The organism is Streptomyces sp. NPDC088747 (assembly GCF_044751025.1).
Lineage (GTDB): Bacteria > Actinomycetota > Actinomycetes > Streptomycetales > Streptomycetaceae > Streptomyces.
The window spans coordinates 32,720-56,829 of sequence record NZ_JBIVKZ010000020.1 but is presented as its reverse complement, the minus strand read 5'-3'; the positions used below and the strand labels follow the sequence as shown (position 1 = coordinate 56,829).

Annotated in this window: 20 protein-coding genes; 3 read left to right on the top strand and 17 right to left on the bottom strand. The window is 70.0% G+C overall.

The features are described 5' to 3' along the window. Window positions 1–82: 82 nt before the first annotated feature. From aroB to ACIP79_RS35310, 9 genes are all read right to left on the bottom strand, one after another. Window positions 83–1,174, bottom strand: a complete 1,092-nt coding sequence (aroB, locus tag ACIP79_RS35350; RefSeq protein ID WP_401230181.1) for a 3-dehydroquinate synthase — start codon at window positions 1,172–1,174, stop codon at window positions 83–85. After that, window positions 1,171–1,653: a shikimate kinase gene (locus ACIP79_RS35345; protein WP_401230422.1), complete on the bottom strand. Its 483-nt coding sequence runs from the start codon at window positions 1,651–1,653 to the stop codon at window positions 1,171–1,173. The genes aroB and ACIP79_RS35345 overlap by 4 nt, the downstream gene beginning before the upstream one ends. Window positions 1,654–1,682: 29 nt before the next feature. Next, a complete protein-coding gene (gene aroC, locus ACIP79_RS35340) occupies window positions 1,683–2,867 on the bottom strand; it encodes a chorismate synthase (protein WP_383686849.1) in 1,185 nt (394 codons plus the stop codon). Between the two features lie 160 nt (window positions 2,868–3,027). Continuing rightward, entirely contained in the window at window positions 3,028–3,864 is an 837-nt protein-coding gene (locus tag ACIP79_RS35335; RefSeq protein WP_401230177.1) for a shikimate dehydrogenase, read from the bottom strand. Further along, complete coding sequence (gene mltG, locus ACIP79_RS35330) at window positions 3,861–5,678, bottom strand: endolytic transglycosylase MltG (protein ID WP_401230176.1); 1,818 nt, start codon at window positions 5,676–5,678, stop codon at window positions 3,861–3,863. The genes ACIP79_RS35335 and mltG overlap by 4 nt, the downstream gene beginning before the upstream one ends. Before the next feature lie 125 nt (window positions 5,679–5,803). Next, a complete protein-coding gene (gene ruvX, locus ACIP79_RS35325; RefSeq protein ID WP_401230173.1) occupies window positions 5,804–6,268 on the bottom strand; it encodes a Holliday junction resolvase RuvX in 465 nt (154 codons plus the stop codon). An 11-nt stretch (window positions 6,269–6,279) separates the two neighbouring features. Then, on the bottom strand, window positions 6,280–8,952 hold the full coding sequence (gene alaS, locus ACIP79_RS35320) for an alanine--tRNA ligase (RefSeq protein WP_401230171.1): 2,673 nt from the start codon (window positions 8,950–8,952) through the stop codon (window positions 6,280–6,282). Continuing rightward, a complete protein-coding gene (locus tag ACIP79_RS35315; RefSeq protein ID WP_401230168.1) occupies window positions 8,952–9,308 on the bottom strand; it encodes a DUF6167 family protein in 357 nt (118 codons plus the stop codon). Before ACIP79_RS35315 ends, alaS begins: the two co-directional genes overlap by 1 nt. Window positions 9,309–9,315: 7 nt before the next feature. Beyond that, window positions 9,316–9,759: a DUF948 domain-containing protein gene (locus ACIP79_RS35310; RefSeq protein WP_383688449.1), complete on the bottom strand. Its 444-nt coding sequence runs from the start codon at window positions 9,757–9,759 to the stop codon at window positions 9,316–9,318. Between the two features lie 152 nt (window positions 9,760–9,911). On the opposite strand from ACIP79_RS35310, the gene ACIP79_RS35305 reads away from it, so the two are divergent. Then, entirely contained in the window at window positions 9,912–12,071 is a 2,160-nt protein-coding gene (locus tag ACIP79_RS35305; RefSeq protein WP_401230164.1) for an ATP-binding protein, read from the top strand. Between the two features lie 33 nt (window positions 12,072–12,104). Here the strand turns inward: ACIP79_RS35305 and rpsD are convergent, their stop codons facing one another. From rpsD to ACIP79_RS35280, 5 genes are all read right to left on the bottom strand, one after another. Next, a complete protein-coding gene (gene rpsD, locus ACIP79_RS35300) occupies window positions 12,105–12,719 on the bottom strand; it encodes a 30S ribosomal protein S4 (protein WP_043683972.1) in 615 nt (204 codons plus the stop codon). A gap of 313 nt (window positions 12,720–13,032) precedes the next feature. Further along, window positions 13,033–14,388, bottom strand: coding sequence for a replication-associated recombination protein A (locus tag ACIP79_RS35295; RefSeq protein WP_401230161.1), 1,356 nt, complete (start codon window positions 14,386–14,388; stop codon window positions 13,033–13,035). 57 nt (window positions 14,389–14,445) lie between these two features. Continuing rightward, window positions 14,446–15,087 (bottom strand): vitamin K epoxide reductase family protein, encoded by a 642-nt coding sequence (locus ACIP79_RS35290; RefSeq protein WP_401230158.1) that lies wholly within the window; start codon window positions 15,085–15,087, stop codon window positions 14,446–14,448. A gap of 122 nt (window positions 15,088–15,209) precedes the next feature. Further along, entirely contained in the window at window positions 15,210–16,472 is a 1,263-nt protein-coding gene (hisS, locus tag ACIP79_RS35285; protein WP_387186818.1) for a histidine--tRNA ligase, read from the bottom strand. Window positions 16,473–16,483: 11 nt separating this feature from the next. Continuing rightward, on the bottom strand, window positions 16,484–17,206 hold the full coding sequence (locus ACIP79_RS35280; protein ID WP_383682517.1) for an MBL fold metallo-hydrolase: 723 nt from the start codon (window positions 17,204–17,206) through the stop codon (window positions 16,484–16,486). 187 nt (window positions 17,207–17,393) lie between these two features. Here ACIP79_RS35280 and ACIP79_RS35275 point away from each other — a divergent pair, with 187 nt between their 5' ends. Both ACIP79_RS35275 and ACIP79_RS35270 read left to right on the top strand, forming a co-directional pair. Then, the gene (locus ACIP79_RS35275; RefSeq protein ID WP_401230153.1) at window positions 17,394–18,215 is read left to right on the top strand and encodes a peptidylprolyl isomerase; all 822 of its coding nucleotides are present in this window, start codon (window positions 17,394–17,396) and stop codon (window positions 18,213–18,215) included. A 135-nt stretch (window positions 18,216–18,350) separates the two neighbouring features. Continuing rightward, window positions 18,351–19,580 carry a DUF349 domain-containing protein gene (locus tag ACIP79_RS35270; RefSeq protein WP_387186820.1) on the top strand — a complete coding sequence of 410 codons (1,230 nt, stop codon included), beginning with the start codon at window positions 18,351–18,353 and terminating at the stop codon, window positions 19,578–19,580. A 132-nt stretch (window positions 19,581–19,712) separates the two neighbouring features. Here the strand turns inward: ACIP79_RS35270 and ACIP79_RS35265 are convergent, their stop codons facing one another. The 3 genes from ACIP79_RS35265 to secF all read right to left on the bottom strand — a co-directional run bounded on the left by ACIP79_RS35265 (window position 19,713) and on the right by secF (window position 24,109). Beyond that, window positions 19,713–22,250, bottom strand: a complete 2,538-nt coding sequence (locus ACIP79_RS35265) for a RelA/SpoT family protein (protein ID WP_401230149.1) — start codon at window positions 22,248–22,250, stop codon at window positions 19,713–19,715. A gap of 204 nt (window positions 22,251–22,454) precedes the next feature. Continuing rightward, window positions 22,455–22,994, bottom strand: a complete 540-nt coding sequence (locus tag ACIP79_RS35260) for an adenine phosphoribosyltransferase (protein WP_383682511.1) — start codon at window positions 22,992–22,994, stop codon at window positions 22,455–22,457. Then, window positions 22,991–24,109: a protein translocase subunit SecF gene (secF, locus tag ACIP79_RS35255; RefSeq protein ID WP_401230146.1), complete on the bottom strand. Its 1,119-nt coding sequence runs from the start codon at window positions 24,107–24,109 to the stop codon at window positions 22,991–22,993. The genes ACIP79_RS35260 and secF overlap by 4 nt, the downstream gene beginning before the upstream one ends. Between the last annotated feature and the right edge of the window lies 1 nt (window position 24,110).

Genomic DNA, 24,110 nt, shown 5'->3' with positions numbered 1-24,110 from the left:
CCGCCGGGGGCAAACCGGTTCAAGTGCGGGCCCGTTGGACGTTACGTTCTCGTGTCGCGTCGCCGGGACCGCCGATTCGCGGCTACTCCCCCACTTCGCCGTACGCGGCGAGGAGGACGGCAGGGTCGGGTCCCTCCAGGACGGTGGGCTTGGCGAGCCCGTCCAGGACGATGAAACGCAGCAGGTTGCCGCGTGACTTCTTGTCGATCTTCATGTTCTCCACCAGCTTGGGCCACTGGTCGTAGCGGTAGCGCAGTGGAAGGCCGACGGACTCCAGGATCGTGCGGTGGCGGTCGGCCGTGACGTCGTCCAGCCGGCCGGCGAGCCGCCCGAGTTCGGCGGCGAAGTGCATGCCGACGGAGACGGCCGCGCCGTGCCGCCACTTGTACCGCTCGTTCTTCTCGATCGCGTGCCCGAGGGTGTGCCCGTAGTTGAGGATCTCGCGCAGCCCGGACTCCTTGAGGTCGCCGGAGACGACCTCGGCCTTGACCTTGATGGACCGCTCGATCAGCTCGGCCGTGTGCGGACCGGCCGGCGTACGGGCCGCCTGGGGGTCCTCCTCGATGAGCTCCAGGATCACCGGGTCGGCGATGAAGCCGGCCTTGATGACCTCCGCGAGCCCGGACACGAAGTCGTTGACCGGCAGGGAGTCCAGCGCGGCCAGGTCGCAGAGCACGCCGGCCGGCGGGTGGAAGGCGCCGACGAGGTTCTTGCCCTCCGCGGTGTTGATGCCGGTCTTGCCGCCCACCGCCGCGTCCACCATGGCCAGCACGGTGGTCGGTACGACGATCCAGCGCACCCCGCGCAGCCAGGTCGCCGCGACGAATCCGGCGAGGTCGGTGGTGGCACCGCCGCCCACGCCCACGATGACGTCGCTGCGGGTGAAGCCGGACTGGCCAAGGGCCTTCCAGCAGTACGCGGCGACCTCGGCGGTCTTGGCCTCCTCCGCGTTCGGTACCTGGATGGCGACGGCCTCGTAGCCCTGCTCACCCAGGTCGGCGCAGAGCGCCTCCCCGGTGCCGGCGAGCGCCTCGGGGTGGATGACCGCGACCCGCTTGGCGCCGTCGCCGATCAACCCGCCGAGCTCACCGAGGAGTTGACGGCCGACCAGGACCTCGTAGGGGTCGGTGCCCGCGGTTCCGCCGACCTGGATACGGGTCACTGCCTCGCTCATGCTTCCTTCAACTCCAGTGCGTCGAGGACCGCTTGGGCGACCTCTTCGGGGGTGCGGTCGTCGGTGGCCACGACCGCACGGGCGACTTCGGTGTAGAGATGGCGGCGGGCCTCCATCAGGTCGCGCCACTGCCGGCGCGGGTTGACGGCCAGCAGCGGCCTCGCCGTGTTCAGGCCGGTGCGCTTGACCGCCTCATCGACGTCCATCGAGAGGAACACGACCTGGTGCCCGGCCAGCAGGGCGCGCGTCTCCTCGTCCAGGATCGCGCCTCCGCCCAGCGCCAGAACACCCTCGTGCTCGGCCAGTGCCCGCGACACGGCCTGCTTCTCGATAGCGCGGAAGGCGGGCTCGCCCTCGTCGACGAAGATGTCGGCGATGCTGCGGCCCTGCTCACCCACGATGTCCTCGTCGGTGTCGCGCCAGGCACAGCCGAGCCGTTCGGCGACCAGGGCGCCCACCGTGGACTTGCCCACTCCCATCGGTCCGACGAGGACGATCCGCGGACCGGTCACCGGACGACCAGGTTCTCGAGGTAGGAGCGCACGTTGCGACGCGTCTCGGGGACGCTGTCCCCGCCGAACTTCTCCGCGACCGCGTCCGCCAGCACCAGCGCCACCATCGCCTCCGCGACGATCCCGGCGGCCGGCACCGCGCACACGTCCGAACGCTGGTGGTGCGCCTTGGCGGCCTCGCCGGTGGCGACGTCGATGGTCGCCAGCGCCTTCGGCACGGTCGCGATCGGCTTCATCGCCGCCCGCACCCGCAGCAGCTCACCCGTGGTCAGACCGCCCTCGGTGCCGCCCGAACGCCCCGACGTACGCCGGATCCCGTCCTCGGTGTGCACGATCTCGTCATGCGCCTGCGACCCCGGAACCCGCGCCAGGTCGAACCCGTCACCGACCTCGACACCCTTGATCGCCTGGATCCCCATCAGCGCCGCCGCCAGCCTGGCGTCCAGCCGCCGGTCCCAGTGCACATGCGAACCGAGCCCGACCGGAACCCCGTACGCCAGCACCTCGACCACACCGCCGAGCGTGTCGCCGTCCTTGTGGGCCTGGTCGATCTCCGCGACCATCGCCTTCGACGCGTCGGCGTCCAGGCAGCGCACCGGATCCGCGTCCAGCCGCTCGACGTCGGAGGGCTTGGGGTAGACGCCGTAGGGGGCCTTCGCCGCCGCCAGTTCGACGACGTGCGAGACGACCTCGATCCCGGCCGTCTCCTTCAGGTACGAACGCGCCACCGCACCAAGCGCCACCCGCGCCGCGGTCTCCCGCGCGCTCGCGCGCTCCAGGATCGGCCGCGCCTCGTCGAAGCCGTACTTCTGCATACCGGCGAGATCGGCGTGACCGGGCCTGGGCCGGGTCAGCGGGGCGTTGCGGGCCACGTCGGCGAGGATCGCCGGGTCCACCGGATCGGCCGCCATCACCTGCTCCCACTTGGGCCACTCGGTGTTGCCGACCATGACGGCCACCGGTGAGCCGAGGGTGAGCCCGTGGCGCACGCCGCCCAGGAAGGTGACCTCGTCGCGCTCGAACTTCATCCGGGCACCGCGCCCATAACCGAGCCGCCGCCGGGCCAGATGGTCCGCCACCATGTCCGTGGTGATCGGCACACCGGCGGGAAGTCCCTCCAGCGTCGCCACCAGTGCGGGACCGTGCGACTCCCCCGCGGTCAGCCAGCGCAACCTGCTCAACGGTGCTCCTCATGCTCGCGCCCTGGTACTGCTGCTGCGTACGCGCGTCCTCGCGTACGGCGCGACCGGGTGCGCGGCCCTGGCCCGCCGCCTCCGATCCTCCCACGTCCACGTATGAGAACCGCCCACCGGTCCATCAGGCGGACGTGCGCGGGGACGGTCAGTGAGCGGCCAGGGCCTGTTCGCCGGCCTTGCGCATGGCGCCGAGCGGCGCGGGAGAACGGCCGGTCATCTGCTCGACCTGGAGCACCGCCTGGTGCACCAGCAGGTCGAGCCCGCCGACCACGGCACCGCCGTACGCCGACCAGCGCGCCGCGAGCTCGGTGGGCCACGGGTCGTACAGCACGTCGAACAGGGCGGCCGGCCGCTCGGGGACGGCGGCTGCCAGGGCGTCCGTGGCGCCCGCGGGGGTGGTGGCGATCACCAGCGGCGCGCGCAGCGCCCGGTCGGTCTCGGCCCAGTCCGCGACGCGTACGTCGACGCCCAGGCGCCCGCCCCAGCGCCGCATCTCGGCGGCGCGATCGGCGCTGCGGACGTAGGCGACGACCTCGCCCGTGCAGATCCGGGCCAGCGCGGCGAGCGCCGAGGAGGCGGTCGCGCCGGCACCGAGGATCGCGGCGGATTCGACCTGCTCGATGCCCCGTTCACGCAGGGCGGCGACCATTCCGGGGATGTCGGTGTTGTCGCCGACGCGGCGGCCGTCCTCGGTGCACACGACGGTGTTGACCGCCTCCACCGCGCCCGCCGTCTCGCTGATCTCGTCGAGCAGCGGGATCACGGCGCGCTTGAGGGGCATGGTCAGCGAAAGACCCGCCCACTGTGGCCCGAGGTTCCCGAAGAAGCCCGGCAGCGCCTGCTCGTCGACGTCGAACCGGTCGTACGACCAGTCGTCGAGACCCAGTTCCTCGTACGCGGCGCGGTGCAGCACCGGGGAGAGGGAGTGGGCGATCGGGGAACCCAGTACGGCGGCCCGGCGCGGGCTGTCGGTACCGCTCATTGCTCCTTCAGTTCTTCGAGGTACTTCTCACGGTTGGCGTTCTGCTCCTCGTTCGTCTCCGCGAAGAGCGTCTTGTCCGCGCTGACCGAGACGAAGTAGTACCAGTTTCCCTTGGCGGGCTTGAGCGCGGCCTCGATCGCCTCGTCACCGGGATTGCTGATCGGGCCGGGAGGCAGGCCCTTGATCTTGTACGTGTTGTAGGGGTCGTCGATCTTCCGCAGGTCGTCGACCGAACCGGTCGCCAGCTTGGACTCGCCCTTGAGGTAGTTCACCGTCGAGTCGAAGTCGAGCAGACCGTAGGTCTCGGTGTTGTCCGGCTTCAGGCGGTTGTAGACGACCGTCGCGACCTTTTCGAAGTCGTGCTTGTACTTGCCTTCCTTCTGGACGAGGCTCGCCACCGTGAGGAGCTGCAACGGGTCCTTCAGGTTCAGGCTCTCGGCCTTCGACTCCAGGCCGAATTCGGCGTACTTCTCCTTGGCCAGGTCGACCATCTGCTTCAGGACGTCGGCGGGCTTCATGCCCTTGGAGACCGGATAGCTGGAGGGGTAGAGGAATCCTTCCAGCGGGTCCTTGATGTCGTCCTCGGTGTTCGCCCAGTCCGGAAGGCCGAAACTCTTCCATTCCTTGTCGGCGACTCCCTCGGTCGTGCCCGACTTGACTTCGAGGCGGTCGTCGACCATCGCGTAGATCTCGGCGTTGCGCTTTCCTTCGGCGATGATCAGGTTGTTGCGGCTCTCGGCGTTGAGCATCAACGCGACGGCGCTCTCGGCCGACATTTCCTTCTTCAGCGTGTAGACACCCGCCTGAATGGAATTGCCCTTGGAGTTCTGCGACTGCGCGGCCACGAACGCGTCGACGCTCTTGACCACACCGGCTTCCTTCAGCGCCTGCCCGATCGCATAACCGCCCGAGCCCTTGGGAATGGTCACGTTCACGCTTTCGCCCGTACCCTCCCCCGCGAAGTCGGGCGCCGAGCCGAAACGATTTTGGTAGAACTGGTACCCGAAATACCCGACTCCGCCGAGCCCGCCTCCGAAGACCAGTACGACCACCAGACAGGCACACCCGCTGCGGCGCTTCTTGCCCTTGCCGTCGCGCCCTTTGCGGTCACCGCGTCCGCCGCGTGCCCTGGGATCGTCGTCGTCGAGGTCGTCGTCGTCACCGCCGCCCGCGAAGAAGGCATGCTCGCCCTGGTCCGGCCCTGGGTCCCAGTCGGGCTCCGGCTCGGGCTCGGCACGGCGACGGGCCGGCGGCTCGGGGGGCGGATAGGCGTCGGGGGTGCCGTACTGGTCGGGCTGCTGACCGCCGTAGGCGACGGGCTGGCCTCCGTACGGGTCGGCCGGATCGGCGGCGTAGGGGACCTGCTGGTGCGCCCCGGAGCCCCAGCCGCTGTTGTCGTACTGCTGCTGGCCCTGGCCGGTGTACTGCTGCTGCCCCGGATCGGCGTACTGCTGCTGACCTTGACCGCCGTACTGCTGCTGACCCTGATACTGCTGCTGTCCGGGATCGGCGTACTGCTGCTGGCCCTGACCCCCGTACTGCTGCTGCGCCGGGTCGACGTACTGCTGCTGCTCCTGGCCGGTGTACTGCTGCTGGCCCTGACCGTGATACTGCTGCTCCTGGCCGTAGCCACCCTGCTGGCCGTTGGCCCACTCGCCGTACTGCTGCTGGTGCGGCTGCTGCGGATACTGCTGCGGCTGGCCGCCGTAGGGGGACTGGCCGTCTTCGGCCTGTCCTCCCCATCCGTTGTCCCCGTACAACGGGTCCTCCGGATGCCACGGTTCGGAGCCTGGGCCCCGGCCATACTCAGTCATTGATCCCCTAGAGCCGCGAGGCGGCGGGCACGCGGTGCTCGCGGCACCGCCTCCGTTCCGTCTCTTCTGCTGTGCGGTGGCTGTTCGAACACCTTCGCATCGCGCGGAACGTTACCGTATCGCGATCAGATGACCACTTCGACGCCCTCGCCCGGAGATTTACCCGACACCCGTTCGGACTCCAGGGCCTGCTGAAGGATGATCACAGCGGCGGCCTGGTCGATGACCGCTCTGCCCTTCTTGGACTTCACGCCCGAGGCGCGCAGTCCCTGACTGGCAGTCACCGTGGTCATGCGCTCGTCCACGAGCCGGACCCCCACGGGAGCGATGCCCCGGGCGAGGTCCCGGGCGAAGGCCCTGACCTTCACCGCGGCCGGTCCCTCGCCCCCCTTGAGGGAGCGAGGGAGACCGACGATCACCTCGATCGGTTCGTACTCCTCGACCAACTGCCTCAGCCGGCGCTGCGCCGCGGGGACATCGCGCCCGGGGACCGTCTCGACCGGCGTCGCGAGGATGCCGTCGGGGTCGCACGAGGCGACCCCGATACGGGCGTCCCCGACGTCGATCGCGAGACGACGTCCTCTGCGCATGTCCACAGGCCCTACTTGGCCGTCTCGGCGACGAGCCGCTCGACCGCGTCGACGGCCTCGCCGATGGCGGCCGGGTTCTGGCCGCCGCCCTGAGCGACGTCCGGCTTGCCGCCACCGCCGCCGCCGAGGGTCTTGGCGGCCGTACGGACCAGTTCACCGGCCTTGAGACCGCGCTCACGGGCGGCCTCGTTGGTGGCGATGACCGTGAGCGGCTTGCCGTTGGCGGTGGTGAACAGGGCGACCACGGCGGCCCGTCCGCCCTGGATGCGACCGCGTACGTCGAGGACCAGCTTGCGCAGGTCGTCGGCGCCGGTGCCGTCCGGGACCTGCCCGGTGACGAGGGCGACGCCGTGCACGTCCTTGGCGGCGTCGACGAGACCGCCGGCGGCCTGGAGCACCTTCTCCGCGCGGAACTTCTCGATCTCCTTCTCGGCGTCCTTCAGCTTGCCGAGCATGGCGGAGATCTTCTCCGGAAGCTCCTCGGGGCGGCCCTTGACCAGCTCCTGGAGCTGGGCGACGACCGTGTGCTCACGGGCGAGGAAGTTGTACGCGTCGACGCCGACCAGGGCCTCGATGCGGCGCACTCCGGAACCGATGGACGACTCGCCCAGCAGCTTGACCAGGCCGAGCTGGGCGGTGTTGTGCACGTGGGTGCCGCCGCACAGTTCCTTGGAGAAGTCGCCGATGGTGACGACGCGGACCCGCTCGCCGTACTTCTCGCCGAACTCGGCGATGGCGCCCTGCTTCTTGGCCTCGTCGAGGCTCAGGATCTCGGCGTGCACGTCCAGGTCGCGGGCGAGCACCTCGTTGATCTGCTGCTCCACGTCGGTCATGACGGTGTGCGGCACGGCGGACGGGGAGCCGAAGTCGAAGCGGAACCGGCCGGGCTGGTTCTCGGAACCGGCCTGGGCGGCCGTCGGGCCGAGGGCGTCGCGCAGCGCCTGGTGCGTGAGGTGGGTGGCCGAGTGGGCGCGGGCGATCGACGTACGGCGGCGGACGTCGATGGAGGCCTGGGCCTTGGCGCCGACGGTGACCTCGCCGACCTGGACCACGCCCTTGTGGACGTAGACGCCGGGGACCGGCTTCTGGCAGTCGCGGACCTCGACGACGGCACCGGTGTCGAGCCTGATGCGGCCGGTGTCGCCGATCTGGCCGCCGCCCTCGGCGTAGAAGGGGGTGCGGTCCAGGACGATCTCGACCTCGTCGCCCTCGGTGGCGGCGGGGGACGAGACGCTGTCGACCAGGATGCCGACGATCGTCGACTCGCCCTCGGTGCGGTCGTACCCGATGAAGTCGGTCTCACCGGCGGCGTCCGCGATCTGGCGGTAGGCACCCAGATCGGCATGGCCGGTCTTCTTGGACCGGGCGTCGGCCTTGGCCTTGTCCCGCTGCTCCTTCATCAAGCGGCGGAAGCCGTCCTCGTCCACGGAAATGCCCTGTTCGGCGGCCATTTCGAGGGTGAGGTCGATCGGGAAGCCCCAGGTGTCGTGGAGCAGGAAGGCCTTGTCGCCGGCCAGCACCTTGCCACCGGCGGCCTTGGTCTCCGAGACAGCGGTGTCGAGGATGTTCGTGCCGGCCCTGAGCGTCTTGACGAAGGCGGCCTCCTCGGCGAGGGCCACCGTCTCGATGCGCTTGCGGTCGGAGACCAGCTCCGGGTACTGCTGGCCCATCATCTCGATCACGACGTCGACGAGGTCCTGAACGACCGGGCCGGTGGCCCCGAGCAGCCGCATGTTGCGGATGGCGCGGCGCATGATGCGGCGCAGCACATAGCCGCGGCCCTCGTTGCCGGGGCTCACGCCGTCGCCGATGAGCATGACGGAGGTGCGCATGTGGTCGGTGACCACGCGCAGCGAGACGTCGGAGTCCGGGGCCACGCCGTACTCGACGCCGGTCAGCTCGGTGGCCTTCCTGATGACGGCCATCGAGGTGTCGATCTCGTACAGGTTCTGCACGCCCTGCAGGATCATGGCGAGGCGTTCGAGACCGAGGCCGGTGTCGATGTTCTTGCTGGGCAGCTCGCCGAGGATCTCGAAGTCGTCCTTCGAGGTGCCCTCGCCGCGCTCGTACTGCATGAAGACCAGGTTCCAGATCTCCACGTACCGCTCGTCGTTGACGGCCGGGCCGCCCTCGACGCCGAACTCGGGGCCACGGTCGTAGTTGATCTCGGAACACGGACCGCAGGGCCCGGGGACGCCCATGGACCAGTAGTTGTCCTTCTTGCCGAGGCGCTGGATGCGCTCGGCGGGGACGCCGATCTTCTCGCGCCAGATCTGCTCGGCCTCGTCGTCGTCCAGGTAGACCGTGATCCACAGGCGCTCCGGGTCGAGCCCGTAACCACCCTTGTCCTGGGGGGAGGTGAGCAGCTCCCAGGCGTAGGTGATGGCCCCTTCCTTGAAGTAGTCGCCGAAGGAGAAGTTGCCGCACATCTGGAAGAAGGTGCCGTGCCGGGTGGTCTTGCCGACCTCTTCGATGTCGGGTGTGCGGACGCACTTCTGCACGCTGGTGGCGCGCGGCCACGGCGGCTTGACCTCACCGAGGAAGTACGGCTTGAAGGGGACCATGCCGGCCGGGACCAGGAGGAGAGTCGGGTCGTCCGCGATGAGCGACGCCGAAGGAACGACGGTGTGACCGCGCTCCTCGTAGAAGCTCAACCAGCGGCGACGAATCTCGGCCGACTCCATCAGTGGTCCTCATTCCGGTTGTACGAGTACGTCGACCTCTCGACGTACGTCGGGTCCTTGCTGTAGTTCGGGTTGTTGCGGTTCTCGATCGCGGCGCGGCGGCGCGAGCCCGGCAGTTCCTTGTCGACGGGCGCGTTCAGTCCGAGCACCTCGTCGAGTTCGGCCTGCCGCTGGAGCATGCCGTCGCGGACGTCGAGTGCGAAGTCCTTGAGCCGGTGTCCCGCGTCGATCGCCTTGTTCGCGGCCTGCGCCGCGAGGCTCTCGGGGGTCAGCTGGCGGATCTTGCGGTTGACTTTGGTGGTGGCCCATACGCCGGCGGCTGCGCCCGCGGTGAACCAGAACGTACGGCGGAACATCGCTGCGTCAGTCCTTCTTCCGCTTTCCCCGTCGCGCCGACGGGACGGTGCGACCCACGATCACGGTACGTCGGGACGCCTTGGGGCTCTCGTTCTCACGCCGGCCTCCGATGGCCCGGCGCACGCCGTAGCCGAAGGCCGCGACCTTGACCAGGGGGCCGCCGAACGTGGAGGCGACCGTGGTGGACAGCGCCGACGCGTTCGACGTGACCTCCTGGACGTCGGACGCGATGGCGTCGACACGGTCGATCTGGGTCTGTGCGGAGCGCACCGCCGAGGAGGCGTCCGCCAGCAGCGGGACGGCCTGGTCGGTCACGTCCGCCACGAGCTTGGTGGTCGCCTTGAGCGTCTGGGCCAGCCTCGCCAGCGCGACGGCGAGGAAGGAGACCAGAATCGCCCAGAAGACGGCCACCAGGATCCCGGCCACCTCTCCACCGGACACTGTGCGCACCCGCTCCCTGATACGTGCCTGAGCATCGAAAAGTCGTTTCCCGAGCCTATCGCGCCGGGGCCGCCGCTCTGTACCGCATTAGGCCCGCCCGGCACCAGTGTCCGGCGATGCGATTGTACGGACCGCACACAGGTCAGTACGCTCCGTGTCCCATGCGAGGCTTTCAGCGCTCCGACCGTTCACCGCTCGGCAATCTGCCCCTGGAACTCAACGCGTTCGTGGGCCGCTCGGCCGAACTCGCGCGACTCGCCCAGGTGCTGGGGACGGCGCGGCTGGTGACGGTGACGGGCATGGGAGGGGTCGGCAAGTCGCGGTTCGCGGCACGGGCGGCGGCGCGGACCGACGTACGCGACGGGGCCTGGCGGGTCGACCTGTCGGTGGTGCGTGAGCCGGAACTCGTCGAGCACGCGGTCGTGGAAGCCCTCGGTCTGACGGACCACACGTCGAAGCCGCCCCGCCGGATCCTGCTCGACGCTCTCGCGGAGCGTCGGCTCCTGTTGCTGCTGGACGGGTTCGAGCACCTGGTGGACGTGTGCGCGCCGCTGGTGGGCGAGCTGCTGCGGTGCGCTCCGGGGCTGCGGGTGCTGGCCGCGGGACGCCGGCCCCTGGACGTGGAGGGTGAGCGGCTGTTCCCGCTGGCTCCGCTGTCCGAGCGCGAGGCGGTGGAGCTGTTCGCGGACCGGGCGGGCGCCCGGGTGCCGGGGTTCGCGCTGGACGACCGGAACCGGTCGGACGTACGGGAGTTGTGCCGGCGGCTGGACGGGATCCCGCTCGCCGTCGAGCTGGCGGCGGGGCGGCTGAGCGCCCTGTCCCCCGCGCAGTTGCTGGCCCGGCTGGAGGACCGTTTCCGGCTGCTGACGGGCGGCGGGCGGGACGCGCCGGCCCGGCATCAGACCCTGCGTACGGCGATCGGCTGGAGCCACGAGCTGTGCACTCCCGCGGAGCGGCTGCTGTGGTCGCGCCTGTCGGTCTTCGCCGGGCAGTTCGACCTGGAGGCCGCCGAGTACGTGTGCAGCGGCGACGGGCTGCACACCGACGACGTCCTCGACGTGCTGGGCGAGTTGCTCGCCCAGTCCGTGCTGTCCCGCGAGGAGACCGCGGCGGGCGTGCGCTACCGGATGCTGGACACCGTCGGGGCGTACGGCGCCGACTGGCTGGCGGCGACGGGCGACGCGCCACGGCTGCGCCGCCGGCACCGCGACTGGTACATGGGGCTGGCCACCTGGTGCGAGCTGGACTGGTTCTCGCCCCGGCAGCGCGAGGTCGCCGCACGCGTCGAGACGGAACTGCCCAACCTGCGCCGCGCGTTGGAGCACTGTCTGACCGAGCCGGGCGAGGCGCATCTGGGCCAGTACCTCGCGGGCAGCCTGTGGTTCTACTGGGTCGGCTGCGGCCGGCTGTCGGAGGGGCGGCACTGGCTCCAGCGCGGCGTCGAACTCGACAGCGACCGTGACCAGTCGCGGCTCAAGGCGCTGTGGGTGCTGGGCTATGTGGCGGTCCTCCAGGGCGACATGGTGCCCGCCCTGACCGCGCTCCAGGAGTGCCTCGAGGAGGCCGACCGCACCGGCAACCCCACGGCGATGGCCTACGCCGAGCACCGCACCGGCTGCCTGGCCCTGCTCACCGACGACATGCCCCGCGCCGAGACCCTGCTCCGCTCGGCGCTGGACCGCTACCACGCGATCGGCGAGCTCAACAGCAACGTACTGATGGGCCAGGTCGAACTGGCGATGGCACTGGCGTTCCAGGGGGCCCTGCCGGACGCGGTGAAGCTGTGCGAGGACGTCCGCCAGGTGTGCGAGGACCACGGGGAGCGCTGGGCGCTGGCGTACGCGTTGTACGTCCTGGCGTACGGGGCCCAGGCCGAGGGCGATCAGGCACGGGCCCGGCGGCTCCTGGAGGAGGGCATCGGCATCGGCCATGCCTTCAACGATCTGCTCGGCACGGTCCTCGCGATCGAGCTGCTCGCGCTGGTCACCGCGGAGGAGGGCGATCCGGCGGAGGCGGCCCTGCTGCAGGGCGCCGCTTCCCGGATGTGGCCTTCGGTGGGCCTGCCCCTGTTCGGCTCGGCGTACTACAACGCGCCGCACGAGCGGTGCGAGGCGAGCGCCCGGGAGCGGCTGGGCGACGAGCGGTACGAGGAGTGCGTACGGCAGGGGGCGGGGCTGGGGAACGAGGCGGCGGTGGCGCGGGCGCTGGGACGGCCCGGTGCCAGGCCGCTCACCGCGGTTCCGGCGCCGCGCGGGCTGCCCCCCGGCATGCGGAAGCCCGCCGTCTCGCCCACCTCGAAGGGCGGCGAGACGACGGGCTGACACGCAGGTGGTGCTACGTCCGCCGGAAAGCGATCAGCGGGCGTAGTACTCGACGACGAGCTGCTCGTCGCAGATCACCGGGATCTCCTTGCGGTTCGGCTCGCGGTCCAGGCGGAACGCCAGGGCGCCGAGGTTCACCTGGAGGTAGCGCGGGGTCTCGCCGTCGGGGGCGAACCCACCGGCGCGGGAGACCTCGAACAGCGTCTTGCTGCGGCTGCGCTCGCGGACCATGACGACGTCGTCGGGCTTGACGCGGAACGACGGCTTGTCGACCTTGCCGCCGTTGACCTCGATGTGGCCGTGGACGACCATCTGGCGGGCCTGGTAGATCGTGCGGGCGATGCCCGAACGCAGGACCAGCGCGTCGAGACGGCGCTCGAGCTCGATGATCAGGGCCTCGCCGGTCTTGCCCTGGACCTTGGAGGCACGCTCGTAGGCGCGGACGAGCTGGCGCTCGGACACGTCGTACTGCGCGCGCAGACGCTGCTTCTCGAGCAGACGGACCTTGTAGTCCGAGTTCTGCTTACGGCCACGGCCGTGCTCGCCCGGCGGGTAGGGGCGGGCCTCGAAGTACTTGACGGCCTTCGGGGTCAGCGCGATGCCGAGGGCACGCGACTTCTTGACCTTGGGGCGGGACTGATTCGCCACTTCTTCTCTTTCCTGGGTTTCGGCTCACCAGAGTTAAGGGAGGTCGCATCCGCAGCCTGGGAAACCCCTCGGACCCTGACGGACCCGCTGGGCAGCCGCTCCCTGGACTGGGCACATACGTGCAGCACGCGAGTGGCCCACCGACCTTTTCCCGGAACCGGGAGGGTGGTGGGCTGCCCGCGACACCTTCGACGGTGCGCGACGCTCCTGGAATCCCCCCGTGGAGGCGGGGGCTCCGGCTGGATGTCCCGTTCTGGTGGTGCCGACCGGAGCCGGACACGGGACGCAGCGCTTCGAGGATTCTACAGGGTGGTCAGGACCGCCCTCGACCGAGGTGCTGCCTGGTCCACTCCACCGCGTCCGCGTACCGCGCCTCGGCGCCGTGGCGGGTCGGGGTGTAGTACTCCCGGTCCTTGAGCTCCTCGGGGGCGTACTGCTGGGGGGCGATGCCCTCGGGCAGGTCGTGCGGGTACACGTAGCCCTGGGCGTGCCCGAGCTTGGCCGCGCCCTTGTAGTGCCCGTCGCGCAGGTGCATGGGGACGGGGCCCGCGTGTCCCTTGCGTACGTCCTCCATGGCCGCGCCGATGGCCGTGGTGGCGGCGTTGGACTTCGGGGCCAGGGCGAGGGCGATGGTGGCGTGGCTGAGGGTGAGCGCGGCCTCGGGGAAGCCGATCATCGCGACGGCCTGGGCGGCCGCGACGGCTATCGGCAGCGCGTTCGGATCGGCCAGGCCGATGTCCTCGCTGGCGGAGATCATCAGGCGGCGGGCGATGAAGCGGGGGTCCTCGCCGGCCTCGATCATCCGGGCCAGGTAGTGCAGGGCGGCGTCCACGTCCGAGCCGCGGATGGACTTGATGAGCGCGCTCGCCACGTCGTAGTGCTGGTCGCCGTCGCGGTCGTACTTCACGGCCGCCCGGTCGACGGTCTCCTCCAGGGTCTGGAGGGTGATCTCCGGCTCGCCCTTGTCCAGCGCGGCTCCGGCGGCGGCCTCCAGGGCGGTCAGGGCGCGGCGGGCGTCACCGCCGGCGATCCGCAGCAGGTGCTCGGCGGAGTCCTCGGGGAGGGTGACGGCGTCCTTGAGTCCGCGCTCGTCGGAGAGGGCGCGCTTGAGGAGGCCGCGCAGGTCGTCGTCGCTGAGCGGTTCGAGGGTGAGGAGGAGGGAGCGGGAGAGCAGGGGGGAGATCACCGAGAAGTACGGGTTCTCGGTGGTGGCCGCGATCAGCGTCACCCAGCGGTTCTCGACGGCCGGGAGGAGGGAGTCCTGCTGGGCCTTGCTGAACCGGTGGATCTCGTCGAGGAAGAGGACGGTCTCCTTGCCGAAACCGCCGGTGGCACGGCGCGCGCTCTCGATGACCGCGCGGACCTCCTTGACGCCCGCGGTGATCGCCGAGAGCTCGACGAAGCGCTTGTTGGTGGCCTTGGAGACCACGTAGGCGAGGGTCGTCTTGCCGGTGCCCGGCGGGCCCCAGAGGATCACCGAGGAGGGTCCCGCGGGGCCCCCGCCGCTCTCCCCGACCAGTCTGCGCAGGGGTGATCCCGGCTTCAGCAGATGCTGCTGTCCGACGACCTCGTCGAGGACGCGCGGGCGCATCCGGACCGCCAGGGGACTGCTGGACGGGTCCTTCTCCTGGCGTTCTTCCGCCGCTGCGGTGAATAGGTCGGGCTCCACGGACAAAACCCTATGCCACGCCACTGACAACGCCCTCCCGCCCGGGAGGGGCCGCCGTCAGCTGGTCCAGAAGTCCCACCAGCGCGTCAGGATCAGCATGCCGATGATGCCGATGTGCAGCACCGGCAGGACCCAGGTGAACTCGCCGAAGAAGCTCTTCAGCCAGTTCGGCGCGGGCAGGAAGCCGTTGCGGATGTTGGACGAGGTCACGTACCAGAACATGATGATCGTCGCGACCCACGCCAGGCAGCACCACAGGCAGAGCGAGTTGATGCGGTACAGCGACTGGAACTGCAGCCAGGTGCAGAATCCGACGCCGAAGAGCGTGCCGAAGTTGAAGGTGAGCCAGTACCAGCGCGGGAAGGTGGCGCGGGCGAGCAGGCTCATGCCGACGCCGATCACGATGGCGTACGCCGCCAGGCCCAGCATCGGGTTGGGGAACCCGAAGGCCGAGGCCTGGTCGCTCTTCATGATGTTGCCGCAGGAGACGACCGGGTTCAGGCTGCACCCGGGCACGAAGTCCGGGTTCTCCAGCAGCTTGAACTTGTCGATCGTGATGACCCACGCGGCGAGCAGACCGGCCGCACCCGTGATCACCAGCAGCAGGGCGAGCGCACGGCTGCCGCCCACCGTGCGCGGCGGGGCGACGGTGCGGTCGTCCTGGTCGGTGGAGACGTCCTTGACTGTCGTCTTGCTCATCACGCCGTTTCCGTAGCTTCGAAGGGGCCAGCGGGCACGGACATTGTGCCGCACGCGCCCGCGTGACCACCGTTCGATCGGCATAAGGAAGGACGTGCCCGCGGGCCTCGCCGAGGGGCCGCTCAGCCCAGCCGCGCCGCGATCTCCGCCACGATCCCGTCGACCGCCACCGCGGCCTGGTCGCCGGACTCCATGTCCTTGAGCTGCACCACGCCTTCGGCGAGATCCCGCTCACCGGCGACGATCGTGTACCGGGCGCCCGAGCGGTTCGCGTTCTTCATCGCGCCCTTGAGCCCCTTCGCGCCGTAGGAGAAGTCCGCCGCGACGCCCGCCCTGCGCAGTTCGGTGACCACGCCGAAGAGCACCCGGCGGGCTTCCTCCCCGAGGGGGACGGCGAACACGCTGGTTGACGCGGGGAGTTCGAGGGAGACGCCCTCGGCCTCCAGCGCGAGGACCGTACGGTCGACGCCCAGTGCCCAGCCGACGGACGGCAGCGCGGGGCCGCCGATCATCTCGGAAAGGCCGTCGTAACGGCCGCCGCCGCCCACCGCGGACTGGGAGCCCAGGCCGTCGTGCACGAACTCGAAGGTGGTCCGGGTGTAGTAGTCGAGCCCGCGCACGAGCCGCGGGTCGTCCTCGAAGGAGACCCCGGCGGCCGTGATCAGCTCGCGCACCTCCTCGTGGTACGCCTTGCAGGCGTCGCACAGGTAGTCACGGAGCAGCGGGGCGCCGGCCAACTGCTTCTGGACGTCGTCGCGTTTGTCGTCCAGGACCCGCAGCGGGTTGATCTCCGCGCGGCGCAGCGTCTCCTCGTCCAGGCTCAGCCCGCGCAGGAAGTCCTGGAGCGCGGCCCGGTAGACGGGACGGCACTCCTTGTCGCCGAGGGAGTTCAGCAGGATGCGGAAGTCGCGCAGCCCCAGCGAGCGGTACGCCTGGTCCGCCAGGATGATCAGCTCGGCGTCCAGGGCCGGGTCCTCGGCTCCGATCGCCTCGGCGCCCACCTGGGAGAAGTGGCGGTAACGGCCCTTCTGGGGGCGCTCGTAGCGGTAGTAGGAGCCCGAATACCAGAGCTTGACGGGGAGGTTGCCCGCCTTGTGCAGGTTGGCCTCCAGCGCGGCGCGCAGCACGGACGCGGTGCCCTCGGGGCGCAGCGCCAGCCTGTCGCCGCCCTTGGTCTCGAAGGCGTACATCTCCTTGGTCACGATGTCGGTGGACTCACCGACCCCGCGCGCGAACAGCTCGACGTTCTCGAAACCGGGCGTCTCGATGTAGCCGTAGCCGGAGTTCCGGAGCGGGGCGGCGATCGCCTCGCGGACCGCGAGGTACTTCGCGCTGTCCGGGGGAACCAGGTCGTACGTGCCCTTGGGGGCCTTGAAGGTGCTCACGAAGTCTCTTGTCACATTCCTCGTCGAGGAGCGGATGTCGGGTCCGCCCCGCGTGCTTGGCCACCTGCCGCCACCTGCCGCAGATACGGGTTGGTGGCGCGCTCCTGGCCGATGGTCGTCTGGGGGCCGTGGCCGGACAGCACCACGGTCGAGTCGTCGAGCGGCAGGCACACACGGGCCAGCGAGTCGAGGATCTCGGCGTGGGAGCCGCCCGGCAGGTCGGTGCGCCCGATGGAGCCGGCGAAGAGCAGGTCCCCGGAGAAGAACACGGACGGGATGTCCGTGGACTCCGGCAGCCTGAACGCCACCGACCCCTTCGTATGGCCGGGCGCGTGCGCGACGGACAGCTCCAGTCCGGCCAGTTCCAGCCGTGCGCCGTCGGTGAGCTCGTGGACGTCGTCCGGCTCCCCCACGGTCAGTTCGCCCATCAGCGGCATCCCGATGGAACGGCCGAGCGCCTTCTCCGGGTCGCTCATCATGTACCGGTCCTCGGGGTGGATCCAGGCGGGCACGTCATGCGCTCCGCACACCGGGACGACCGAGGCGACGTGGTCGATGTGGCCGTGGGTGAGGATGACCGCGACGGGCTTGAGCCGATGCTTGCTGAGCGCTTCCTCGACTCCCTGGGCGGCCTGATGGCCCGGGTCGATGATCACGCACTCCTCACCCGCGCCGGGGGCGACCAGATAACAGTTGGTCCCCCAGGCCCCTGCGGGGAACCCGGCAATGAGCACGATCGTCCTTCGTTTGTGGCGTACGAGGTCATACGGCGTCGTACGGGGCGGGCGGCTGTGGCTCAGAGCCTACCGGCGCTGCCGTTTCCTCAGCGAACCCATATACGGTACGGGGCACACGCAGGCGGTCGGCTCACAAGACGCACGCGTCCCACTTGACGTACGAGACGCATGAGGAGAAAACCCGGTGGTCACCCAGGAGCAGCGGCGGCGTCAGCTCGCCCGGGAGAAGTTCTTGCGACAGCAGCAGCGGCGCACGGCCGCTCGGCGCAAGACACACGCACGCAACGCGATCATCGCCTCGGTCCTCGGCGTCATCGTGGTGGGCAGCATCGTGTCGTACGCGACGGGCGTGTTCAAGGACGACGACAGCAAGGCGAACGCGAGCGCGGAGGTGACTCCGAGCGCCTCGGCGCCCAGCGCGGCGCCGGACCCGTGCGAGAAGGCCGCGGCCGGCAAGGTCAAGACGCTGACCTGGAAGAAGGAACCGGCGGTCACCATCGACAAGTCCGCGGACTACACGATGAAGTTGGCGACGACCTGCGGCGAGATAGACATCGCGCTGAACACGGCGAAGGCGCCGCACACCGTCAACTCGTTCAACTTCCTCGCGGGCGAAGGGTTCTTCGACCACACGAAGTGCCACCGCCTCACCACCAACGGCATCTACGTGCTCCAGTGCGGCGACCCGACGGGCGCGGGCTCCGGCGGCCCCGGCTACACGATCCCGGACGAGAACCTGAAGGACAAATCCCTTACGGGCGGCATCTATCCGGCGGGCACGATCGCCATGGCCAACACCGGTCAGGCGCACACCGGCGGCAGCCAGTTCTTCCTCGTCTACCAGGACAGCCAGCTACCGGCCAGCTACACACCGTTCGGGACGATCTCCAAGTCCGGTATGGCGGTCCTGAAGAAGATCGCGGCGGCCGGTGAGAGCACCGGTGCGGGTGACGGAGCGCCCAACGCGACCGTCGTGATCAACAAGATGACCGTGGCGAAATCCTGAGCGCCAGCTGCGAAATTTCGGTCGCGCGGGATGCGGACAGCCGCCCTGCCGGTCGCCTATGTTGGCCGTGACGAAACTGTGGACGATGCCCGGGGGCGCTGAAGCCTCCCGCAGGCATCATGTGGAGGAGGCGCTGTGAGCAGCGACCCGTGGGGCCGCGTCGACGAGACGGGGACCGTGTACGTGCGTACGGCCGACGGCGAGCAGGTCGTCGGCTCCTGGCAGGCCGGTTCGCCTGATGAGGCGCTGGCCTACTTCGAGCGCAAGTACGAAGGCCTGGTTGTCGAGATCGGCCTCCTCGAAAAGCGAGTGAAGACCACCGACCTGTCGGCGAAGGACGCCCAGGCCGCCGTCGACCACCTGCGTGAGCAGGTGGACGCGCATCACGCGGTCGGTGACCTGGCCGCGCTGAGTCAGCGGCTGGACAAGCTCGTCGAGACGGTCGACGCCCGCCGTGAGGAGCGCAAGGTCCAGCGGGCCAAGCAATCCGACGAGGCGCGGCACGCCAAGGAGGCGCTGGTCGTCGAGGCCGAGGAGTTGGCGCAGAGCGACCAGTGGCGGGCGGCCGGTGAGCGGCTGCGGGCCCTGGTGGACACGTGGAAGGGGCTGCCCCGGCTCGACCGTAAGTCGGACGACGAGCTGTGGCACCGCTTCTCGCACGCGCGCTCCGCGTTCTCCAAGCGCCGCAAGGCGCACTTCGCCTCGCTCGACGCGCAGCGCGAGGACGCCCGTAAGGCCAAGGAGAAGCTGGTCGCGGAGGCCGAGGGGCTGTCCGCCTCGACGGACTGGGGTCCGACGGCGGCGCGCTACCGCGAGCTGATGACGGACTGGAAGGCCGCGGGCCGTGCCCAGCGGGAGCACGAGGACGATCTGTGGAACCGCTTCCGCGGCGCCCAGGACGTGTTCTTCGCGGCCCGCAGCTCGGTCTTCGCCGAGCGGGACGCCGAGCAGACGGAGAACCTGAAGCTCAAGGAGGAGCTGGCCGAGGAGGCCGAGAAGCTCGTCCCGGTGCAGGACCTGAAGACGGCCCGCGCCGCCTTCCGTTCCCTCAACGAGCGCTGGGAGGCCATCGGCCACGTGCCGCGTGACTCCCGTCCCAAGGTCGAGGGCCGGATGCACGCGGTGGAGCGGGCGCTCCAGGAGTCCGAGGAGAACGAGTGGCGCCGGACGAACCCGGAGGCACGCGCGCGTGCCGAGGGTCTCACCGGTCAGCTCCAGGCCGCCGTGGACAAGCTCCAGGGCCAGATCGAGACGGCTCGCTCCGCGGGCAACACCGCGAAGGCCGACAAGCTCCAGCGGGAGCTCGACGGCCGTCAGGCACTGCTCGACCAGGCGCTGAAGGGCCTCCAGGAGTTCGGCGGCTGAGGCACCGCGGCAGGACCGGGCCTTGGAGGCCGGGTCTTCCCGCAGCTACGCAGAGGGGCTCCCGTACGTCGCGTACGGGAGCCCCTCTGCGTGGTGCCGACCGGTCGGCTACGGCTACGTGGTGCCGGTCGGCTACGGCCTGCGGGCCGAGGTCACGCGGTACACGTCGTAGACGCCCTCGACGCCCCTGACGGCCTTCAGAACGTGCCCCAGGTGCTTCGGGTCACCCATCTCGAAGGTGAAGCGGGACGTGGCCACCCGGTCGCGGGACGTCTGGACGGCCGCGGACAGGATGTTGACGTGCTGGTCCGACAGGACGCGCGTGACGTCCGAGAGGAGCCGGGAGCGGTCCAGCGCCTCGACCTGTATGGCGACCAGGAAGACCGAGGACTGGGTGGGCGCCCACTCGACCTCCAGGATCCGCTCGGGTTCGCGGGACAGCGACTCGATGTTGACGCAGTCGTTGCGGTGCACGGAGACGCCGCTGCCGCGGGTGACGAAGCCGATGATGGGGTCGCCGGGTACGGGAGTACAGCAACGGGCGAGCTTGACCCACACGTCGTCGACGCCCTTGACGACCACACCGGGGTCGGCGTTGGACCGGCGCTTGCGGCCGCGGCCGCTGGGCGACGGAACGCTCTCGTCGATCTCCTCGGTGGCCGCCTCCTCGCCGCCGAGCGCCTGCACGAGCTTCTGTACGACGCTCTGCGCGGCGACATGGCCCTCGCCGATCGCCGCGTACAGGGACGAGATGTCGGGGTAGCGCATCTCGTGGGCCAGCGTGACCAGGGAGTCGCCGGTGAGGATGCGCTGGATCGGCAGGTTCTGTTTGCGCATCGCGCGGGCGATGGCGTCCTTGCCGTGCTCGATCGCCTCGTCGCGGCGTTCCTTGGAGAACCAGGCGCGGATCTTGTTGCGGGCGCGCGGGGACTTGACGAAGCCCAGCCAGTCGCGGGAGGGGCCCGCGCCGGCCGCCTTGGAGGTGAAGACCTCCACCAGGTCGCCGTTGTCCAGGGTGGATTCGAGCGGGACCAGGCGTCCGTTGACGCGTGCCCCTATCGTGCGGTGGCCGACCTCCGTGTGGACCGCGTACGCGAAGTCCACCGGGGTCGCGCCCGCCGGAAGCGCTATCACGTCGCCCTTGGGCGTGAAGACGAAGACCTCGTTGCGGGACAGGTCGAAGCGGAGGGACTCCAGGAACTCACTGGGATCCTCCGTCTCCTTCTGCCAGTCGAGCAACTGGCGCAGCCACGCCATGTCGTTGACGCCGTCCTTGTCCCTGCCCAGGGCCTTGGGCGCGTCGGTGCGCACCTTGGAGGCACCGGCGGACGGCTCCTGCTTGTACTTCCAGTGCGCGGCGATGCCGTACTCGGCGCGGCGGTGCATGTCGAAGGTGCGGATCTGCAGCTCGACGGGCTTGCCGTTGGGGCCGATCACCGTGGTGTGCAGCGACTGGTACATGTTGAACTTGGGCATCGCGATGTAGTCCTTGAACCGGCCGGGGACCGGGTTCCACCGCGCGTGCACCGTGCCGAGCGCCGCGTAGCAGTCGCGGACGGTGTCGACCAGGACTCGGATGCCCACCAGGTCGTAGATCTCCGCGAAGTCACGGCCGCGGACGATCATCTTCTGGTAGACGCTGTAGTAGTGCTTGGGGCGGCCGGTGACGGTCGCCTTGATGCGGGCCGCGCGCAGGTCGGACTGGACCTCGTCGGTCACTATGGCGAGGTACTCGTCGCGCTTGGGGGCGCGCTCGGCGACCAGCCGCACGATCTCGTCGTACATCTTGGGGTAGAGGATCGCGAAGGCGAGGTCCTCCAGCTCCCACTTGATGGTGTTCATGCCCAGCCGGTGGGCGAGCGGCGCGTAGATCTCCAGGGTCTCGCGCGCCTTCTTCTCCTGCTTCTCGCGCTTGAGATAGCGCATGGTGCGCATGTTGTGCAGGCGGTCCGCGAGCTTGATGACCAGGACGCGGGGGTCCTTGGCCATGGCGACGACCATCTTGCGCACGGTCTCGGCCTGCGCGGCCTCGCCGAACTTGACCTTGTCGAGCTTGGTGACGCCGTCGACGAGGAGGGCGACCTGGTCGCCGAAGTCCCGCTTGAGGGTGTCCAGGCCGTACTCGGTGTCCTCGACGGTGTCGTGCAGCAGGCCCGCCATCAGCGTGGCAGGGTCCATGCCGAGCTCGGCGAGGATCGTGGTGACGGCGAGCGGGTGCGTGATGTACGGGTCGCCGCTCTTGCGCTTCTGGCCGCGGTGCCAGCGCTCGGCGACCTGGTAGGCCTTCTCGACCTGGCGGAGCGTGGCCGTCTCGATCTTCGGGTCGTTGCCGCGCACTATCCGCAGCAGCGGTTCCAGGACCGGGTTGTACGGGTTGGAGCGCTGCACACCGAGGCGGGCGAGGCGGGCGCGCACCCGGTTGGAGGAGCCACCGCCGGTGCGGGCGGGCTGGCCGGCGGGCGTCGCCGGGCGGACCACCGGGGCGCTCGCGGGGCGTTCCGCCGCCTCGGGAGGCGCGGGCTTGGGCCGCGGCTGCTCGGCCGCCTTGTCGTCCGGGGCGGACTGGGCGTGCTCGACCGGCCCACGGACGGCGTCCTCCGCGGGCGTCGCCACAGGGCCCGAGGCGGGCTCGGGCTTGGCGGCGGTCAGTGGCTGGGCCTCGTCTGGCAAGAGGGCTCCTCGTGCGCGTTCCGGGTCCCCCGGTCAGGCTCCGGACCCCCATGGTAGCGATCCTGGGCCTCGGACTCTCTTTCGGCCGGTGGGACGTCCTCGTACAGAAGGAACACGTGAGGCGGGCGCCGGATTCCTCCGGGCCCGCCTCCGCGGTGTCCTACGGGTGTCCCAGGCCTTTCCTGAGCCCTTCCCCGCGGTGGCTCAGAGCGTGAGCAGCGCCTCCAGGGGAGCGCCCGCGAGGGCCGGCTCCAGGCGGTCGCGGCCGCCGAGGAAGCCGAGCTCCATCAGTACGGCGACGCCCGCGACCTCGGCGCCCGCCCGGCGGATGAGCTGGAGCGAGGCCTCGGCGGTGCCGCCGGTGGCCAGGACGTCGTCGATGACCATGACGCGGTCGCCCGCGGCCAGGTCCTCGGCGTGCACCTCGATCTCGGCGGAGCCGTACTCCAGGTCGTACGTCTGGCTCAGGGTCGCTCCGGGGAGCTTGCCCGCCTTGCGTACGGGGATGAAGCCGAGCCCCGCGCGGACGGCCACGGGGGCGCCGAGGATGAACCCACGGGCCTCCAGGCCGACGATCTTCGTGGCGCCGTGCCGCAGGCTGAGCTCCGCCAGGGCGTCGGTGAGCGCCGTGAAGGCGTCCGGGTCGGCCAGCAGCGGGGTGATGTCCTTGAACACCACTCCCGGCTGCGGATGGTCGGGGACGTCGCGGATGCGGCTGAGCAGCAGCTCCTCGATGCCCGTCACCGGCGCTTGCCCGACGGACGGCCACGGCCGCGGTTGCGGGAAGCGGGCTGGTTGCGCGGGCCCACGACCGCCGGGGCGGCGTCCTCCGCCTCGTCGTCGTACTCCTCCTCGGCGGCGACCGGCTCCTCCACGGGCGTGCCCGAGGCGGCGGCCTGCGCGCGCTTGGCGAGCACGCGCTTGCGCAGGGCCTTCATCTGCGGCTCGCGCTCCTTGAGGTCGGCGACGAGCGGCGTGGCGATGAAGATCGAGGAGTACGCGCCGGCCGCGAGGCCGACGAACAGCGACAGCGAGATGTCGTTGAGCATGCCCGCGCCGAGGACTCCGCCACCGATGAACAGCAGGGCGGCGACCGGCAGGAGCGCCACCACGGTGGTGTTGATGGAGCGGACCAGTGTGCCGTTGATGGAGCGGTCGGCGACGTCGCTGTAGGTCCAGCGGGTCTGCTTGGTGATGTCCTTCGTCTGCTCCTTGAGGCTGTCGAAGACGACCACCGTGTCGTACAGCGAGTAACCGAGGATCGTGAGCAGACCGATCACGGTGCCGGGGGTGACCTCGAAGCCGACCAGGGCGTAGACGCCGACCGTGATCGTGATGTCGTGGATCAGGGCGACGAGCGCGGCCATGGCCATGCGCCACTCGAAGGCGATCGCCAGGTAGATCACGACGAGGACCATGAAGATCGCCAGACCCTGCCAGGCCTTGTTGGCGACCTCCTCACCCCAGCTGGGGCCGACCAGGTCGGCCGCGATCTTCTCGGAGTCGACGTTCAGGTCCTTGGCGAGAGCGGTCTTGATCTCGTCGGACTTGGCGGTGTCGATGTCGGCGATCTGGATGCGCAGGCCGCCGTTGCCCAGCTTCTGGACGATCGCGTCGTGCCCTGAGGCCTCTTCCGCGTACGTCTCGGCCTGGCTGACCGAGGCGCTGGTCTTCTCGGTGGTGAAGACGGCGCCGCCGCGGAACTCGATGCCCATGTTCAGGCCGCTGACCGTCAGGCCGAGGATGGCCGTGATGGTGATCAGGATCGAGACGCCGTACCAGATCTTGCGCTTGCCGACGAAGTCGTAGCCGATCTCACCGCGGTGGAGCCGGGCGCCGAGGGTGCCGAGCTTCGACATC